The sequence below is a fragment of the Methylobacterium sp. SyP6R genome (assembly GCF_019216885.1).
Classification (GTDB): Bacteria; Pseudomonadota; Alphaproteobacteria; order Rhizobiales; family Beijerinckiaceae; genus Methylobacterium.
The window spans coordinates 1,349,996-1,366,966 of record NZ_JAAQRC020000001.1 but is presented as its reverse complement, the minus strand read 5'-3'; the positions used below and the strand labels follow the sequence as shown (position 1 = coordinate 1,366,966).

18 protein-coding genes and 1 pseudogene are annotated in these 16,971 nt (G+C 68.3%); 9 read left to right on the top strand and 10 right to left on the bottom strand.

The window, feature by feature from the left end; all coding sequences use genetic code 11:
• Nucleotides 1-17: 17 nt before the first annotated feature.
• A complete protein-coding gene (locus tag HBB12_RS06140; RefSeq protein WP_236988536.1) occupies nucleotides 18-1,232 on the top strand; it encodes a hypothetical protein in 1,215 nt (404 codons plus the stop codon).
• Nucleotides 1,233-1,613: 381 nt separating this feature from the next.
• On the opposite strand, the gene HBB12_RS06135 is transcribed toward HBB12_RS06140, so the two are convergent.
• From HBB12_RS06135 to HBB12_RS06125, 3 genes are all read right to left on the bottom strand, one after another.
• The gene (locus HBB12_RS06135) at nucleotides 1,614-1,817 is read right to left on the bottom strand and encodes a MerR family transcriptional regulator (RefSeq protein WP_236988535.1); all 204 of its coding nucleotides are present in this window, start codon (nucleotides 1,815-1,817) and stop codon (nucleotides 1,614-1,616) included.
• Between the two features lie 74 nt (nucleotides 1,818-1,891).
• On the bottom strand, nucleotides 1,892-2,464 hold the full coding sequence (locus HBB12_RS06130; protein WP_236988534.1) for a hypothetical protein: 573 nt from the start codon (nucleotides 2,462-2,464) through the stop codon (nucleotides 1,892-1,894).
• A gap of 294 nt (nucleotides 2,465-2,758) precedes the next feature.
• Nucleotides 2,759-3,694, bottom strand: a complete 936-nt coding sequence (locus tag HBB12_RS06125) for an ArdC family protein (protein ID WP_236988533.1) — start codon at nucleotides 3,692-3,694, stop codon at nucleotides 2,759-2,761.
• Between the two features lie 650 nt (nucleotides 3,695-4,344).
• Between HBB12_RS06125 and nikR the strand changes: the two genes are divergently transcribed.
• The 3 genes from nikR (at nucleotide 4,345) to HBB12_RS06110 (ending at nucleotide 7,284) form a co-directional block, all read left to right on the top strand.
• Nucleotides 4,345-4,794: a nickel-responsive transcriptional regulator NikR gene (gene nikR, locus HBB12_RS06120; RefSeq protein WP_127728850.1), complete on the top strand. Its 450-nt coding sequence runs from the start codon at nucleotides 4,345-4,347 to the stop codon at nucleotides 4,792-4,794.
• 201 nt (nucleotides 4,795-4,995) lie between these two features.
• On the top strand, nucleotides 4,996-7,059 hold the full coding sequence (locus HBB12_RS06115; protein WP_236988532.1) for a TonB-dependent receptor: 2,064 nt from the start codon (nucleotides 4,996-4,998) through the stop codon (nucleotides 7,057-7,059).
• Between the two features lie 33 nt (nucleotides 7,060-7,092).
• Nucleotides 7,093-7,284: a hypothetical protein gene (locus HBB12_RS06110; protein ID WP_048427058.1), complete on the top strand. Its 192-nt coding sequence runs from the start codon at nucleotides 7,093-7,095 to the stop codon at nucleotides 7,282-7,284.
• A 267-nt stretch (nucleotides 7,285-7,551) separates the two neighbouring features.
• On the opposite strand, the pseudogene HBB12_RS06105 reads toward HBB12_RS06110, so the two are convergent.
• The 3 genes and pseudogenes from HBB12_RS06105 to HBB12_RS06095 form a co-directional block, all read right to left on the bottom strand.
• Nucleotides 7,552-8,297: pseudogene (locus HBB12_RS06105) on the bottom strand (MauE/DoxX family redox-associated membrane protein).
• 69 nt (nucleotides 8,298-8,366) lie between these two features.
• Nucleotides 8,367-8,759 carry a CopM family metallochaperone gene (copM, locus tag HBB12_RS06100; protein WP_236988531.1) on the bottom strand — a complete coding sequence of 131 codons (393 nt, stop codon included), beginning with the start codon at nucleotides 8,757-8,759 and terminating at the stop codon, nucleotides 8,367-8,369.
• Nucleotides 8,760-8,984: 225 nt separating this feature from the next.
• Nucleotides 8,985-9,434, bottom strand: a complete 450-nt coding sequence (locus tag HBB12_RS06095; protein ID WP_236988530.1) for a hypothetical protein — start codon at nucleotides 9,432-9,434, stop codon at nucleotides 8,985-8,987.
• Between the two features lie 250 nt (nucleotides 9,435-9,684).
• On the opposite strand from HBB12_RS06095, the gene HBB12_RS06090 reads away from it, so the two are divergent.
• From HBB12_RS06090 to HBB12_RS06075, 4 genes are all read left to right on the top strand, one after another.
• Entirely contained in the window at nucleotides 9,685-10,767 is a 1,083-nt protein-coding gene (locus HBB12_RS06090; RefSeq protein ID WP_232388837.1) for a YeiH family protein, read from the top strand.
• Nucleotides 10,768-10,962: 195 nt separating this feature from the next.
• The gene (locus HBB12_RS06085) at nucleotides 10,963-12,165 is read left to right on the top strand and encodes a molybdopterin-dependent oxidoreductase (RefSeq protein WP_236992678.1); all 1,203 of its coding nucleotides are present in this window, start codon (nucleotides 10,963-10,965) and stop codon (nucleotides 12,163-12,165) included.
• Nucleotides 12,166-12,176: 11 nt separating this feature from the next.
• Nucleotides 12,177-12,515 carry a c-type cytochrome gene (locus HBB12_RS06080; protein ID WP_236988529.1) on the top strand — a complete coding sequence of 113 codons (339 nt, stop codon included), beginning with the start codon at nucleotides 12,177-12,179 and terminating at the stop codon, nucleotides 12,513-12,515.
• 106 nt (nucleotides 12,516-12,621) lie between these two features.
• Nucleotides 12,622-13,701, top strand: a complete 1,080-nt coding sequence (locus HBB12_RS06075) for a molybdopterin-dependent oxidoreductase (protein WP_232388835.1) — start codon at nucleotides 12,622-12,624, stop codon at nucleotides 13,699-13,701.
• A gap of 14 nt (nucleotides 13,702-13,715) precedes the next feature.
• Here the strand turns inward: HBB12_RS06075 and HBB12_RS06070 are convergent, their stop codons facing one another.
• The 4 genes from HBB12_RS06070 to HBB12_RS06055 form a co-directional block, all read right to left on the bottom strand.
• On the bottom strand, nucleotides 13,716-14,075 hold the full coding sequence (locus HBB12_RS06070; protein ID WP_236988528.1) for a YidH family protein: 360 nt from the start codon (nucleotides 14,073-14,075) through the stop codon (nucleotides 13,716-13,718).
• A complete protein-coding gene (locus HBB12_RS06065) occupies nucleotides 14,072-14,959 on the bottom strand; it encodes a LysR family transcriptional regulator (protein WP_232388833.1) in 888 nt (295 codons plus the stop codon). The genes HBB12_RS06070 and HBB12_RS06065 overlap by 4 nt, the downstream gene beginning before the upstream one ends.
• A 79-nt stretch (nucleotides 14,960-15,038) precedes the next feature.
• Nucleotides 15,039-15,836: an anti-sigma factor family protein gene (locus HBB12_RS06060; RefSeq protein WP_048427050.1), complete on the bottom strand. Its 798-nt coding sequence runs from the start codon at nucleotides 15,834-15,836 to the stop codon at nucleotides 15,039-15,041.
• Entirely contained in the window at nucleotides 15,833-16,345 is a 513-nt protein-coding gene (locus HBB12_RS06055; RefSeq protein WP_048427049.1) for a sigma-70 family RNA polymerase sigma factor, read from the bottom strand. Before HBB12_RS06055 ends, HBB12_RS06060 begins: the two co-directional genes overlap by 4 nt.
• A 211-nt stretch (nucleotides 16,346-16,556) precedes the next feature.
• Between HBB12_RS06055 and copM (HBB12_RS06050) the strand changes: the two genes are divergently transcribed.
• A complete protein-coding gene (copM, locus tag HBB12_RS06050) occupies nucleotides 16,557-16,958 on the top strand; it encodes a CopM family metallochaperone (RefSeq protein WP_048431829.1) in 402 nt (133 codons plus the stop codon).
• The last annotated feature ends 13 nt before the right edge of the window (nucleotides 16,959-16,971 follow it).

Here is a 16,971-nt window from a genome sequence, read left to right as displayed (position 1 = left end):
AGGGTAGGATGAGGTTGATGGCTCGAAGAGCAAACAGGCACGTCAATCCAGGCGACTTCATTGATCGCGCATCTCATGATGCTGCGGTTCTACATGCTGGCGGCCCCTCGCCAAACCACGCTTACAGCTTCACCGGCAATAGTTATGAAAGCCGGTTGTTGGCAGGTGTTTACGGGAGAAGTCCTGAAGAGCTGTATGAGGCTGATATCAAGAATATAAATAGTCAACAGGAGCGTCGTCCCTCCTGCTTTGTCAGGAAGTTGCGCGGTCGAGCTGTAAAGCCGTTCTATGTCGATCTAGTTGGACCGAGGCCATCTCTCATTGGTGCACAGGAATTTGCCTCGCATTATGCTGCCGCAGAGTTCGCAGTCGAAAACAACCTACTCTGCGATGTATCTATTACGATCCAATGGGGCCTGCTCGGATGTCACGACACGAATGCCGTCAAGGCCGGCTTTCGTGCATTCCAGATGTGTCTTGATGCTTGGCTGAAGGATTACGAGATCCCGCGTGCATATTTCTACGTCCACGAGGCTGGTGCTGACGGAAGCCTACATACGCACTTGCAGGTGCATATCCCTGCGGATGCCGAGGAGCAGCCAACCCATCGCAAGAATTTTCGCGAGTGGGCGCAGCGGACCTGGGTTCAGAACAGACTCAGATCCTATGTGCCGAAGGCGGTCGCGGTTAGCCGAGGCGGCAAGTCAAGCCTTATGCGTCACTGGATGGGGTTCCACTATCAGATGAAAGGCTACGATCAGGACGCTTGCATCGTCAGGAGTCGCAATTCGGAGGACAGGCAAGCTGTTATGTTAGGTGACCTGATTGCGTTTAAGTGGAGGAACCCTGGCACGGTCCCCCTGAAGAAGCGGATCGGTCATTCCGAATTGCTTGGAGAGACGTCCCGCCGGTCCGGAAGTCCCGGGGGTCAAAAGGCCCTTAAGTTAGCGGCCGAGAGTGATCAAGAGAGAAGAACTATCTATATTGGTGATTTGAAATGCATATTGCCTCCGTCTAACTGGAATCCGGAGAATGAACCCTTCCAGTCTTCGTTCGAGGCGGGACGGTTCGATGTTTGGAGGCTGTACGGTGCTGAGTTTGCAGCTTACGTGACGCGACAGTCCCCTCCGATGTCATATGCCGAGATCCGAGAGGCTCGTCGCGTTCTAGCGCGTGAGCAGACCATAGAAGATTATCGAAGGTTCAAGCTGATTAATCAACTTGAAGATTAATAATATCAGATAAGTAAAATCTTGGGTTGCATGCCGATCTCACACTTTATGAAAGTGTGAGGCGAAGCGATCTCGCGCGCCGAAAAACTCTGTTTTTCCAGATGATTAGAGGGATTTCTCACGCTTCAAGGTGACGATATGGGGAATTTTCCTCGGCCTGCGGTCATTTTGCGCGTTGAAGTGCTGAGGTCGGCGGGAGCGCCGTTCGTGTGGGGTGCCGTGGGTAGGCGTCCACGGCGGCTGTATAGGTCGGGCTGGTCGTAGAGGCGGTCGTTGGGGAGGCAGGTCCACCTGCCCAGCCTACCTGTCGTGCCCGCTGGTCGCAGTCGTAAGGGGGTATTGTTGATTTAGCCCTGGTGTGCAGGGGGTGACACGCCGGGGCTACGCAGCGTTTCCGGCGTCCCCGTCGGGCAGGTTCGCGAGCCAGGCGCGTGCCGCGTCCATAGTGATCAGTGTACGCCGGCCGACCTTCTTGATACGAAGGCGGCCGGCTTCGATCTCCTTGTAGGCCAGGGAACGGCCGATCCCAGCCCAGCGGCAGAAGTCCTCGATCGACATCGCGCCGTACTGTTCCGTGTTGTTCATCGCCGTCCTCCGTCCGTGGCGGCGGCGATATATTCGGGGCTGGGGCCACGTGCGCAGTTCCAGCCCCAGTAGTTCTAATTGGTTGCACGGGCCGTGCCGCCGACCAGCTGTCGAAGTTGGCGGAGAAGATAGATGTTATGGCGTATCCGTGCCGGATCATCCCGAAAATTTTCGGCTGAGCACCAGGCGATGACTTTCAGGAAGGCGGCCCAGTTCCGATCGGTCAGGGGGCGGATGAACGGCTCTAGTTCGCGCCAGACCACGGGAAGTACCTCGCGCGGCGCGTTCGTGTGCGTTGCCGCGATGACGGTATCGATGTGACTCTGAAATGCGGCCAGCCGATCGCCTCCGTGCTCGGCCTCCTTCATCGCGAAGAAGGAGTCCACCACCACCTCCCCTTCGCAGTCGGTCAGGCTCATCGACGCCAGGATGCTGCAACGGACGAGCAGCCGGTAGGCGATGCGTCGGGTTGCCGGGTCAGGTGCTGTCGAGGCGATTGTCGCGGCGGCTCGAAGCGCGAGTACATCGGTCTCGATGCCCCCGTGCCGCCGATCCAGTTTGCGGTTCGCCTGCCTGTGACGCGCCAGGAAGGCGGGATGTGTGAACGGGCTGGGAATCTGATGTTCGATGGACAGGGTTGTTGGCACGTCCGGCCTCCGAATACGCTTGACGGGTGCGGCCGTCTGAATGCGGCCGGGTGCGATATACGGGTGGCGCCGTCGAGCAGCCTGAGCTGGCAGCGCACGGAGACCATCTTCTTGATCATGGAGCGCGGCCTCGACCCCACGAAGTCGAGCATCCTTGGCTCGGGGCCCGTGAATCGAATCCGCCGTGGTGGTGGGCGGTGGACGTCGAGCACGAGAGGTAGACGGTGAATACGGTGTTCATGCTGCGTTCGCCGGCACGGTGTCCGCGGCGGCTAGTCTCATCTGGGATCCGGCCTAAGCCGCCTCCGGCGTTGGTGCGTAAGAGAAGCTTGCCTCGTCTTGTGTCCCCGCTTCCTCCTGGCGGCCCAGTTGCAGCGCGGTGAGATAGTCGGCCGCGCGCGAGGCTTGGGTGGCGGCGTGACTGAGTGCGCGCGGGTCTGCCCGTAGGAGCGGTGCCCAGGAGGCGCAGTAGGCGGCGTGGTCCGGGTGGGGCGTGCGCGCGAGGCCGAGGTCTGCCAGCACGAAGGCGGCGCCGAGTTCAGCCGTCAGCTCCTCGGCGGCGTAGGCGCGGGCGCCGAACCGGGCGGTGAGGTCGCGGGCGAGTCGGTGGGGGGCGCCGGTCCAGTGAATGAGTTCGTGGGCGAGCGTGCCCGCGTAGCGTGTGGGCGTGTGGAAGGCGGTCCGGGGCGGCAGGTGGATCGTGTCCGTGGCCGGGACGTAGCAGGCGCGTGCGCCGCCTTCGTTGATGTGCGCGCCGGTGGCGGTGACGAAGGCGTCGAAGGTGGGTTGCAGGGCCGGCGGCGATCCCGTCGGCGCGGTCGCCTGGGGCGCGGCATCGACCTGGGCGATGTTGAATATGGTCGAGGCACGGGCAATGAAGCGGGCAGCGATTGCGTGGTTGTCGGTGTCGGTACCCTGCGCTGTGTCTGCTCGGTCGGCGGTCGGCAGGTCTTTATAGAACAGGATCAGGCTGCCGCGTTCGCCACGACGAACCTGCGCGCCGAGCGCCGCCCACTGGCGATAGGTCGCCCAGCGGGCGTCGGTGTAGCCGTGGGCTTGGGCCGCGCACCACAGCGCCAGGATGTTGAGGCCTCGGTAACGCTTGCCGGTGAGCGCATTGCGCGGCAGCGGGTCGTCGCCGTGCCAGGGCGGTGTCCAGGCGTCGGGGTCCGCGGTGTCGAGCTGCTGCAGGATGGTGGCGGTGACGCGCTCGTGTAGGTCGGCGGGCATGGCCGGGGTTGCTCCGTTGCGGCCGCGGCGATAATGGCGGCCTCTGGAGCGGGTTTCCCGGATCGGGGTGGTGAACTACACATCAAAAGGGCGGCTGTGTGCGGTGGGCTGAGCTACAGATCGTTGAGTGCGCCCGAGGCGCCATGTCAGCAGAATGATCGTTGTCAGACGCGCCAAGTTTCAAACACTTGGCGGCGTGCGAATCAGTGCGAAAAGGGCGATGCGGCCACGCGGGTGGTGCTGTCACATACGGAGCAGTCGGTGATGCAGCGTCGTCGCGTGCGCGTGTTCTTCCAGGCGCTAGAGCCAGAGGTCGGCGAGGTCGCTCAGCAGACCAAGGGGCATGCGAACAACTGACCCAAAGCGGCTCCTCGCAAACTATGTCAGGAATGTCCGGTCGCGAGGATTTTCCAGACATTTGATTTCATGACAGGCTCCTTGACATTCGCTGCGTCGCCGGGCTCCGGCGTCAAGTGCGTCACCGCCGAAGGCTCTTCTGGCTGTCAGGAACAGGTCGTTTTTCTTACATGCCAGTTCATGTGATGGAATGACCGCTGGGGCATGAGCCGCGCGAAGGCGCGCCATTCCCCTAGCTGTTCACGCGCTCGCCATGCTCCTACCAAAGCCATCGAGCAGTTGACGGAGCGGGCATGCAGCGCATCACGATCACCATTGACGACGAGCTGCTGGCGGCGATGGATCGTCTGTGTACCGAACGCGGCTATGGTAGCCGCTCGGAGGCCGTGCGTGACCTCGTCCGCGATGCGGTCGCCCCATCCCAGGGCGATCAGGCGGGCGCTGCGTCCTACTACGGGACGCTGAGCTACGTCTACAATCATGGCACCCGCGACCTGGCACGCCGTCTCACCGATGAAGGACACCACCACGGGGTGTCTATCGCCAGCATGCATGTGCATCTGACCAGGGACGATTGCCTGGAAGTTGCGGTGCTGCATGGATCTGTGCCGGCCATGCAGGCTTACGCCGATCGCATCATCACCCAGCGGGGTGTGCGCTACGGCCACCTGCACCTCATTCCCGAGAACAGCGCCGAACCGGCCAACCACCCGCACCCGCACGGTGACAACGCTGGCCACTGAGGACCGCCGGCCACAGCCGGCGGTGTGAACTTTGCGTAGATTTCTCATACGCGGGACGTGCGAGGGGCACGCCTCGATGCCGCTTCTGGAACGCCGTTGGCCCGCTCTACCTTGTCATCTGCCCACAGGGTGCGTCGATACAGCCTGCTCAGCTCCGCCAGCGTCCTGCTGGTCGCCTCCCACGCCTGGGCCGCGCCGGCGATGACCGAGACCGCAGATACCATCGCGCTCTCCGAGATCACGGTCGCACCGGAAGCACCGGCCGCCACGTCATCGGGCACACCTAACGCCAGCGCCGGCTATGTCGGCGGCGTCACCGGCATCGGCGGCGCGCTTCGACCGTTTGATGCTGCAAGTGCCGGCATCATCACGGGGGCGCAGATCAACAGCCGCCCGGTGACCCGACCCGGCGAGGTGCTGGAGGAAGTGCCGGGCCTCATCATCACGCAGCACTCGGGTGAGGGCAAAGCCAACCAGTACTTCCTGCGTGGCTTCAACCTCGACCACGGCACCGACATCGCCATCAACGTCGACGGCATGCCGGTGAACATGCGCACCCATGCCCACGGCCAGGGCTACGCCGATCTCAACTTCCTGATCCCCGAGCTCGTCGGCGCGGTCGAGTTCCACAAGGGCCCGTACTTCGTGCGCGACGGTGACTTCGCCTCGGCCGGCTCGGTGCGGATCGACTATCTCGACAAGCTCAACCGCAACATCGCGCTGACGACGTTGGGCAGCTTCGGTCTTAAGCGAGCCTTCTCGGCCGCGTCGGCACCGCTCGGCGCGGGCAACCTGCTCATGGCGGGCGAGGCGCAGACCTATGACGGCCCGTGGGTGGTGCCTGATACCCTCCGCAAGTTCAACGGCGTGGTGCGCTACAGCCAGGGTACGCCGCTCGACGGCTTTGCGGTCACCGGCATGGCCTACTGGGCCAAGTGGAATGCCACCAATCAGATTCCCGAGCGGGCGGTGGCGGAGGGGATCATCGGTCGCTACGGCACCCTCGACCCGAGCGATGGCGGCGATACCGGGCGCTTCTCGCTGTCGGGGCGCTGGAGCCAGTCGGATGACAGCGGCATCACGCGGGCCTCGGCCTACGTGATCCGATACCAGATGAACCTCTGGAACAACTTCACGTATTTCCTAAACGATCCGGTCAACGGCGACCAATTCCGCCAGCGCGACAGCCGCGTGCTCGGCGGCGGTGAAATCTCGCGCGTGTTCCAGGGCGACCTGTTCGGGCTCGCCATAGAGAACGAGTTCGGCGTGCAGACCCGCACCGACGACATCCGGGTCGGCCTGTTCAACACGACGGCGCGGCAGTACCGCTCGACGGTGCTGGACGACCGGGTGCTGGAGGCCAGCGCGGCGTTCTACTACGAGAACCGGGTGCGCTGGACCGATTGGCTGCGCACCAGCGTCGGCTTCCGGGCCGACGGCTACTATGCCGATGTCCGCTCCGACACCCCGGCGAATTCGGGCCGCGCCCGCGACGGCATCGTCAATCCGAAGCTCGGGGCGGTGCTCGGGCCGTGGCTAGATACCGAGCTGTACGTGAACTACGGCGGCGGCTTCCATTCGAACGATGCTCGCGGCGTCACGGCCACCGTCGATCCGGTCAGTCCGCTGTTCAACGTGTCCCGCTCGCCGTTCCTGGTCCCCTCGACCGGCTACGAAGTCGGGATCCGCAACCGCTCGATCACAGGGCTGGAAACCTCCCTGGCGCTGTTCCGGCTCGATTTCGCGTCCGAGAACCTGTTCCAGGGCGACACCGGCACCACCGAGCCGAGCCGGCCGACACGGCGGTTCGGTATCGAGTGGAGCAACCATTACGCCGTCACGCCCTGGCTGGCCCTGGAGGGCGACCTGACGCTCACCAACGCCCGCTTCGCCGACCGCGACCCGGTCGGCCGGCGGGTGCCCGAGGCGCCGACCACGATCGCGTCGGCGGGCATCACGTTCGGCGAAGGCCAGGGCTGGTTCGGCTCACTGCGACTCCGCTATTTCGGGCCGCGCCCTCTGATCGAGGACAACTCGGTGCGCTCGAAGCCGACCGCGCTTCTCAACGGCCGGGTCGGGTACAACTTCGACAACGGCGTCAGCCTCTCCCTCGACGTGCTGAACGTGACCAATGCCAAGGCGGATCAGATCACCTACTACTACGTGTCACGCCTGCCGGGGGAGGACGCGGGCGGCGTCGCCGACCGCCACTTCCACCCGGTCGAGCCGACAGCCGTGCGGCTGACGCTTGCCGGCCGGTTCTGAGACCTGATTTTCCCACCTGAGAAGGATCTTCGCATGCGCACCCTCGCTGTCTCGATCGGATTGCTGACGGCTCTTTGGATCGGCCCTGCCGCAGCGCATGGCTGCCATCACGGCTGGCAGCAGGCCCCCGCGGAGGGCTGGCACAGCCACGGCCTCAAGTGCGATGCCCGCAAGGGCCTCGGCGTGTCGCGCCGCGGCAAGGGTCACGCCCGCCGGGCCGCGTAGCCTCGAGATTCGAGACGCGAGACCGTGCGGGCATCGGGTTCTCCGATGCCCGTCGGTCGTTTCTAGAGCCGAGCAGCTTCGCCGCTTCGAAAGCCGTTCGACGCATCGAGCAACCAGTGCAACGTCCGAGTGCGACGGGCCCGGACCGGCATGCTCCCGGGGGGCGCCTGGGCCTTGGACTCGAAGTAAATTCTGCCCCGTCGAACCCGGGCAGACGGGATTCCGCCGGTCGTGCGACCTCGGTCGATGGCGGCGCGGCCGCCGCGCTCATGCGTGCATCGCCAGCATCCAAACCGCCATGGCGACCATCATCAGGTTCTCGGTCAGCGAGCGAAGCCGAGCGGCACCTTGCTCGACCCGCCGACGCAGGCGCACTTGATCTCGCGCTTGTCGACGTAGACCGCCTTGAACACCGAGACGGCCCCGATCGTCCCGATGAACAGGGCCACCGGGATCGACAGCCAGTTCAGGGCTCCCGCGACCATGAGGATGCCGGCGAGGCCTTCCAGGAACGGATAGGCGTAGGCGTAGCGGACCCAGCGTTGGCCGAGCAGGTCGTAGCCCAGGAACATCGACGAGAAGCTCTCGACGTCCTTCAGCTTGAGGAGGGCGAGCACACACATGCTGAAGGCGATGAACCACTCGGCCGCGCGCATCGTGAACGGCGTGCCGGTGACGGCATAGCTGGCCGCAAGCGCCATCAGCGCCGTCATGGAGAACACCGCAACGACCGGCGTGTAGGTCGTCGCGTTCGGGTCGTTCGCCGTTGTGCCGAAGCGGCGGCGCAGGTCGTCGTAGCCCCCGACGCGCGCGCCGTCGATGAAGGTCTGGGGCGTCGACTTGACGTCGTGCTCGGCCTTGAAGCGGTCGGTCTCCTCGCGCGTGGTGAGCCAGTGATCCTCGACCGCGAAACCCTGGCGTTCGAGCAGGTCCTTGGCCTTCAGCCCGTACGGGCAGAGGTGCTTCTCCATCACCATGCGGTAGAGGACGGCCTTCTTTGCGGTGGCTGGCATGCGAATTTCCTCAAGCAGTCGGTCGATATCGGGGGAAGCGGACCGGGATGAACCCGGCCCGCGCGGTGCCTACCGGCCGTGCCGCTTCAGCCACGCCTCCATGTCGGCGATCTCCTTTTCCTGATCGTCGATGATCTTCTGCGCCATCGCTCGCGTCTCGGGGTCCTTGGCGTGCGTCAGCGCGACCTTCGCCATGGCGACCGCGCCCTTGTGGTGCGGGATCATGTGCGTGCGGAAGTCGACGTCCGGGTCGCCCGTGTAGGCGACATGCATCTCCTTCATCATCGCCGCGTCGGCGGCCTTGAACTCAACGGTCGAGGCGGTGTCCTTCGGGTCCGGCTTCGTCTTGCCCATCCCGTGCCCGGGCATGGAGCGATGGTCGTGCGACGCCTGCGCCAGGGCGGGACCGGCGAGGCCGGCCGAGAGGAGGACGATGGCGGCGAAGGTGCGAGGGGCGGTCATGGATCGGTCTCTGCTTCGAATGGGGATCGTTTCGAACGGGCCGCCCGGGACGGCCCCGGGGGGGCGGGGCGTGCGCGGACTTCGCCTAGGAGGCGGGGCGGCCGCACCCGGGGCGGCGAGAGGCGGGATCGGCAGCCGCGGGATCTGCCCGTGCCGTGAGAGCCGGAGGTGCACCGTCGATGCGGGCACAACTCGGGCGTTGCGCGCCTTCAGGCGCGCCTCATCTCACGCGAGGGCTCGGGGAGGCCTCGGCAGGGCTTCGGGTCCGGCGCCGGTGCGAACGGGGGCGTTGCGCGGGACCAGCCTGACGGCCCGGAACGAGATCGGCGCCAGGACGGGCTGGCCGGGCAGAATGCCGGCGGCACAGCAGGCCATCGTTCCGCAGCAGCGGACCCGGCAGGGGCCGGGGCAGCAACCAGCGTCCCGGATGGGCGCGACAGCGGTGATCCGGAGCGCGGTCTCCGCGCAGGCCAGAGGCTCGGCCCGGGCGACATGCCCGGCAAGATTCGCAGCCGGAACCGCTGCCACCGAGGCGGTCCGCATGTGCGTCGCGGAACCGTGGCCAGCGTGATGGGCGTGTCCCTCATGGGCCTGGACTGCCGGCGGCACGAAGGAGGCGAGGATCACGAGGATCACCGCCGCCAGCAGGCGCACGATCGGCCGATCGGGGATCATGAGGCTGGCTCGCACCTGCTCCGGTCGCATAATCATGCCCGTCTGCCGGGCGTGACCGTTCACCGGGAAGTTTGGTCGTGGGCTCGGAGTTTCAAGGGCAGGTGAACCTGTCCACCCGACGACCGGCATCGTCGTCGGCACGGTCGCAATGATCGGTAATGACGAACAGAACCATCGTAACGTTCTGTTGGATCGAATGCTCGTGGATTGGCACGGTGGGGACAGATCCAAGCGACTCCGCGAGACCATCATGACCGCCGCGACCCTCATCGCATCCCCCCTTACCCCCCTGCGCCGCCTCCTGCCCGGCCTCCTCCTGTGCCTCGCGGTGACCGGCGCCGCCCTCGCGCTCGAATCGGCCGAGGAACACCTGTTCGGCCGAGCCTGGCTCGAGGCTTTGGTGCTCGCGATCGTGCTCGGCACGGCCCTGCGCACCGTGTGGAATCCGGGCGCGCGCTACTTCCCCGGCATCGCCTTCGGCGCCAAGACTGTCCTCGAAGTCGCCGTCGTCCTGCTCGGAGCCTCGCTCAGCCTCGCAACCCTGCTGGCGGCCGGACCCGGCCTGCTCGTCGGCATCGCCGTGGTGGTGATGGCGGCGATCGCGGCAAGCTACGGCATCGGCCGCGCCCTAGGTCTGCACCCCCGGCTCGCGATCCTCGTCGCCTGCGGCAACTCGATCTGCGGCAACTCGGCGATCGCCGCGACCGCCCCGGTGATCGGTGCGGACGGCGAGGACGTCGCCTCCTCCATCGCCTTCACGGCGGTGCTCGGGGTGCTGGTCGTGCTCGGCCTGCCCTTGCTCGTGCCGCTCCTCGGCCTGTCGCCGATGCAGTACGGCGTGCTCGCCGGCCTCACCGTCTACGCCGTGCCGCAGGTGCTCGCCGCGACGGCGCCGGTGGCGGCGCTGAGCGTCCAGGTCGGCACCCTGGTCAAGCTGGTCCGGGTACTAATGCTCGGCCCGGTGGTGCTGGCGCTCTCCCTCGGCGCGAGCCGGCTGCGCGAGGAGACGGACGAGCCGGCCCCGCACGTCACCGCGGGGGAGCGTCCGAAGCCCGGCCGCGTCGCGATCCACCGCCTCGTGCCGTGGTTCATCCTGGCGTTCCTGGCGATGGCCGGCCTGCGCTCGGGCGGGCTGATCCCGCAGGCCGCCCTGCCGCCGATCGCCGCGACCGCCAACGTGCTCACCATCGTGTCGATGGCCGCGCTCGGGCTCGGGGTCGACGTGCGCAGCGTCGCCGGCGCGGGGCTGCGGGTCACGCTAGCGGTGGTCGCCTCCCTGCTCGCCCTCACCGCGGTCAGCCTCTGCCTGATCCAACTCCTCGGCATCGCCTAACCGAGCGTCCTCGGACGACCGTTTCCCGGCGCGCCGGAGGGAAACGATCTCTCCAATCGATCGGAACGAGCAGGACTTTCCGTTGGAAGCCCTGTCTCATGGAAGATACTTTCCATCACCCAAGGGAGAGCGCGAGACGCTCGGCCCGGACCCGGAGGAACACCCTTGAGCCATCCTGCCATTCCCCGCCGCGCGATGCTCGCCGGTCTTGGCCTCAGTGGTCTTGGCCTCGGCAGCCTCGCGGCCGCGGTGCCGGCTTGGGCTGCGGGCACGGTCAAGCTCCCGCAGCCCGGCGGCCCCGACCTGCGCGACCTGACCACGGCCTTCCCCGGCAAGGGGCCGATGATCCTGCAGCGGACGCGCCCGCCGCTCCTGGAGACGCCGTTCGAGGTGTTCGACCAGGGCGTGTTCACCCCCAACGACCGCTTCTACGTGCGCTGGCACTGGGCCTCGATCCCCACCGAGGTCGACGCGAACGCCTATCGGCTGACGGTGCGTGGCCATGTCGACCGGGAGCTGTCGCTGTCGCTCGACGAGCTCGCCCGGCTGCCGCGCTTCGAGATCGCCGCCGTCAACCAATGCTCGGGCAATTCCCGCGGCCTGTTCGAGCCGCGGGTGCCGGGGGCGCAGTGGGCCAACGGCTCGATGGGCAACGCGCGCTGGACGGGCGTGCGCCTGAAGGACGTGCTCGACCGCGCCGGGGTGAAGGGTGGAGCGGTGCAAGTCCGCTTCAGCGGCCTCGACGAACCCGTCGTGGACGACGCGCCCGACTTCAAGAAGTCGCTCGACCTCGACCATGCCCGCGACGGCGAGGTCATGCTGGCCTACGCGATGAACGGCGAGCAGCTGCCGCTGCTCAACGGCTTTCCGCTGCGCCTGGTGGTGCCAGGCTGGTACTCGACCTACTGGGTCAAGATGCTGTCCGACATCGAGGTGCTGGACAAGCCCGACGACCAGTACTGGATGAAGACCGCCTACCGCATCCCGGACGTGCCGGGGGCAAACATCAAGCCCGGTCAGACCGGGTTCAAGACGGTGCCGATCAACCGCATGGTCCCGCGCGCCTTCGTCACCAACCTGCGCGACGGCGCACGGGCGGCGGCCGGTTCGCCGGTGGCGGTTCGCGGCATCGCCTTCGGGGGCGATTGCGGGGTCAGGACGGTGGAGATCTCCGCCGACGGCGGCGCGACGTGGTCCTTGGGCAAGCTCGGAGCCGACGAGGGCCCCTACAGCTTCCGGCGGTTCGAGGGCGACCTGCCGGCCTTCGCGGCCGGCACCCACGCGATCAAGGTCCGCTGCACCAACACGAACGGGCTGGCCCAGCCGATGGAGCGGGTCTGGAACGGGGCCGGGTTCATGCAGAACGGCGTCGAGACCGTGTCGCTTCACGTCGCCTGAGGGAGAGAGCCATGGTCACATCCCGCACCGCGTTCCTGCTCGCCGCGCTCGCGCTGGCCTCCACCCCGACATTCGCCGCCGAGGCGACCGAGCCGATGCGCTTCACCTCGCAGCAGGTCGAGCTGCCCACCTCCGACCGCTTCTTCCCGGAGGGCCCCGGGGCGGAGGCCGCCAACACCAACTGCCTTGCCTGCCATTCGGCCGGAATGGTGCTGACCCAGCCCAAGTTGTCGAAGGCGCAGTGGACCGAGACCGTCAACAAGATGGTCCACGTCTACAAGGCACCGATCGACGAGGCCGACGTGAAGGCCATCGTCGACTACCTCGCGGCAATGAAGCCGCAGCCCTGACGGTGACGTGCCCGGCCCGCCGTCGCGACGGCGAAGCCGGGGAAGCACGCCGGGACCGATCCGGTCCCGGCACGTTGTCCCGCGATCCACCAGCCTGGAGACCCGCATGTCGAGCTTGGCCGAGCGCAGGGCGCGCCTGATCGTCCACGGGGAGGCGCCGTACAATGCCGAGCCGCCCCTCGCGCGGCTGCGCGCCTCCTATCGCACGGCAGCCGACGACTTCTACGTGCGCTCGCACGGCGACCTGCCGGAGATCGATGCGGACGGCTACCGCCTCCACCTCGACGGCGCGATCCCGACGGCGCTGGAGCTGTCGCTGGAGAGCTTGCGGTCGCGTCATATCGAGGCCACCGTGACGGCGACGATGCAGTGCGCGGGCAACCGCCGCGCGGACATGCGGGCGGTGGCGCCGGTCTCCGGCGACCCATGGGACGGCGGCGCGATCGGCACGGCCGACTGGACCGGTGTCCGCTTGGGCGACGTGCTGCGCGAGGCCGGGATCGCCGAGGGTGCGGACCTGCACGTCGCCTTCGAGAGCCACGACCTCGTCGAGGGCCGGCCCTACGGAGCCTCGATTCCGTTGGCCAAGGCGCTCGCGCCCGAGACCCTGCTGGCCTTCGCGATGAACGGCGCGCCGCTGCTGCCGGAGCACGGCTTCCCGCTGCGCGTCGTCGTGCCGGGCTTCGCCGGGGTGCGCAGCCCGAAATGGCTAAAGCGCATCACGGTGCAGGACCACCCGTCGGACAACCCGATCCAGGCCGAGGACTACAAGCTGTTCCCGTCGGACGTAACGGCGGAGACGGCCGACCCCGCCCAGGGTCACACCATCAACACGATGCCGCTGAACGCGGCGATCTGCGAGCCCGCACGCGGGGCACGGCTGGCGGCCGGGGCGAACACAATCCGCGGCTACGCGGTGTCGGGCGACCGCGCCGTCGTGCGCGTCGACGTCTCCGGCAATGGCGGGCGGACCTGGGCGCAAGCGGCGCTCGAGCACGATGCGCGGGCGCGCTTCGCCTGGACGTTCTGGACGATCGACCTCGATCTCCCCCCAGGCGAGCACGAGCTGGCGGTGCGCGCCTGGGACGAGGCCGGGCAGACCCAGCCTGCGCTGCCGGACGACACCTGGAACTACAAGGGCTACCTCAGCGCCGCGTGGCACCGCGTGCGCGTGACCGTGGAGTGAGCGCCGGGAGGTACTCAGACCTGCCACAGCGTCACGGCCGCGAGGCTCGCGACAGCGGAGAGCAGGAGCGCGATGCCGAGGGGCAGGGCACGGGGCATCATCCGCATCGGTGCCGACGCGAGGGATCGCCTCACGGCGTGATCGCGCCAGGCCGCCGCACAAAAACATCCGAAAGCGCAGGCGACGAGTGCCAGAGCCATGATCCGCAGCGGCCAGCCGGGCAGCATCTCCGACAGGAAGCGTTGCGCAGCCAAACCGACGCTCAGAAACGCGAGCCCGGTGCGCAGCCACGCGGCGTAGGTGCGTTCCGCGGCGAGCACCGTCCGGTCTTCTGCCAGCCGCACGCGCGGATCGTCGGGTTCGACGTTGCTCACGGCTCGGCCCCCCGGATCAGGTCGAGCAGCGCGTCCGCGGCCCGGCTGCGGTATCGCTCCTTGTGGCGTAGGACCCGGAAGGTGCGTGCCGGCAGACCGAGCGGCACGGCGACGAGTGTCCCGGTCCGCAGGGAGGGGGCGACCACCGCCTCCGACAGGACGCTCGCGCCGGCCCCCGCCGCGACGGCGGCGAGCACCGCCTCGTTCGAGGGCAGTTCCAGCGCCACGGTGAGCGCGTCGGGTGCGAGGCCGGCGGCCGCGACGGCGGATTCGAGGGCCGAGCGCGTCCCGGATCCGGGTTCGCGCAGCACCCAGGCGATTGCGGCGAGGTCCGAGGGGCCCGGCTGCGAGCAGCCGGCCAGTTCGTGCCCGGGGCGGACCACGAGGACGAGCCGATCCTCCGCGACCGGAAGGCTCGCGAGGCCGTCATCCTCGACGGCGCCCTCCACGAAGCCGAGCTCCGCCATTCCCGAGCGGACCGCTTCGGCTGCCTGCGCGGTATTGCCGATGCCGAGCCGCAGGATGATGTCCGGATAGGCCGCCCGGAACGCGACGAGGTGGCGGGGCAGCCAATGGCCGGCGATGGTCTGGCTTGCCCGGATGGCGAGGGTGCCGCGGCGCAGGCCGCTCAGGTCGGCGAGCACCTGCTCGGCCGCCTCGGCGCGGGCGAGCACCGCGCGTGCCTCCGCGAGGAACAGGCGGCCGGCCTCGGTCAGCTCGATGCCCCGCCCGACCCGGTGGAACAGCTTGACGGCGTGCCGGCCCTCCAGGGCGGCGATGGCCGCGCTGACCGCCGACTGGACGAGGTTGAGCGCCTCGGCGGCCCGGGTGACGTGCTGGCGCTCGGCCACCGCCACGAAGATGCGCAGCTGGTCGAGGGTCATGGCCGTCCGGACGGCCCCGGCACGCGTTCCGTCATGCTCGCTCCCCCTGCCCATCTTCTCGACCGAGCTTGGCCCGGCGTCACCGCGGCCCGCTTTCTCGTCCGCTCGCCTGGGCGTCGACCGCCTCGGCGACCCGCAGCAGCCGCGCTTCGTCCGTGCGCGCGGTCACCACGTAGGCCATCCCGGCGTCGATCCACGAGAAGGCGGCGACGTCGCCCTCGCGGGCGTAGCGGAAGACGCCGCGTCCCCCGGCCGCGCCGGCGCGGCTGTAGAGCGTCAGGCGGGTGCCGCGGTCGTCGTCGTACATCAGCATCGCCGCCGGCTCGTCGCCGGCCGGCAGCAGGCGCCCGCCCATCAGGCGGAACCCTTGGGACTGCAAATCCGGCGCCCTGACCGGCCGGCCGACGCGCCGCGAGAGCCACTGCTCCAGATGCGGCGTCCCGTCGGCGCGGACCTCGACCGGATGGACGGCCTCGACCACGTAGGTGCGAAAGGCCGAAACCGCCGCCTGCGTCATCGGCTCGACCGGCGCCGCCGCGGGCGGTACCGCCCCGCGCCCGACCCAACCCACCGCCCCGCCGAAGGCGAGGCAGACCATCGCCGCCGCGGCGCCCGGCAGCCAGCGGCTGCTTCGGGCGGGACGCGGGCGCGCCAGATGGGCGACCCGCAGCCGGGCCGGGATCGGCTCGTCGGCGATCGGGGCGAGGCGGGCGCGCAGGCGGGCGCGGGCCTGCCCGTCGGCGGCGACCCGGGCCGCCGCGTCCGGGTGCTCGGCGAGCCAGGCCTCGACGGTGGCGCGGCGGCCGGGATCGAGCTGGCCGTCCACGAAGGCGTGAAGATCGTCCTCGCCGACGGGCCGGGGGTCGGACGCGGTCATTTCACCCTCCGCAGGTGTCCGGTGACGACGGTCGGTGCGAGGTCCAGGAAAGCGCGCATCCGGCCCCGCGCCCGGCTCAAGCGCGACATCACCGTGCCGATCGGCACGGCGAGCACCGCGGCGGCCTCGGCATAGGACATGTCCTCGACCGCGACGAGGAGCAGGACCGAGCGTTGATCCTCGGGCAGGCCGGCGAGCCCGTCGAGCACGTCCCGGACGCCGAGGGCGGCCCCGGGATCGGCGGAGGCATCCGCGACGTCGTCGAGCAGCTCCGGGCCGACCTCGACGCCGCGGCGGCCGCGCCCCCCTTCGAGGTAGCGGTTGCGCAGGATCGCGAACAGCCAGGCGCGCAGGTCGCCGTCCCGGCGGCGCTGCGGCCAGGCCCGGATCGCGCGTTCGAGGGCGTCCTGGACGAGGTCGTCGGCCGCCTCGCGCTCGCGCAGGAGCGCGACGGCGTAGCGCCGCAACGCCGGGATCTGCGGCTCGATCAGGGCGGCGAGGTCGTCCAAGGCGTTCTCCACAATGGCGCTCTTCGGGGCGGGCGGTGGCGGATGGATGCCGCGGCTCGCGACGAAAGATGCCGGATGAGGCCGCGGTATTCCCCCGGCCGGTCGGAAAATCGCATCACGCAGCCGTGATCGGTGCGTTTCGCCCGGTCGGGGAATATCCGCCGCTCCCCGGCATCTCTCCCGGCGTGACCTTCGAGAACCGGGAGAGACGATGCGCGGCGCACCGACGGCGATCCTGATCGCCACCCTGATGGCCGGCGGCCTGGCGGGCGGCGGCATGATGATGATGCGGACCGGGCATGCCGAGAGCGCCCCGGACGGCTTCGACGCGCTGATGGCCCAGTCGATGACCCGGATGCATGCCGACATGGCCGTGCCGCCCTCCGGCGATCCGGACCGGGACTTCGCCGCCATGATGATCCCGCACCACCAGGGCGCGATCGATATGGCGAAAGCCGAACTCGCCTATGGGCGCGACCCCGTCCTGCGCCGGCTCGCCCAGGGCATCATCGTCGAGCAGGCCCAGGAGATCGAGGTCATGCGGCGCGCGCTCGCCGAGCGCCCGCCCGCCGTTCCCGCCACGCCGAAAGCTCCGGCCCCGCACCATCACTGAGCCGCCCGGCCCA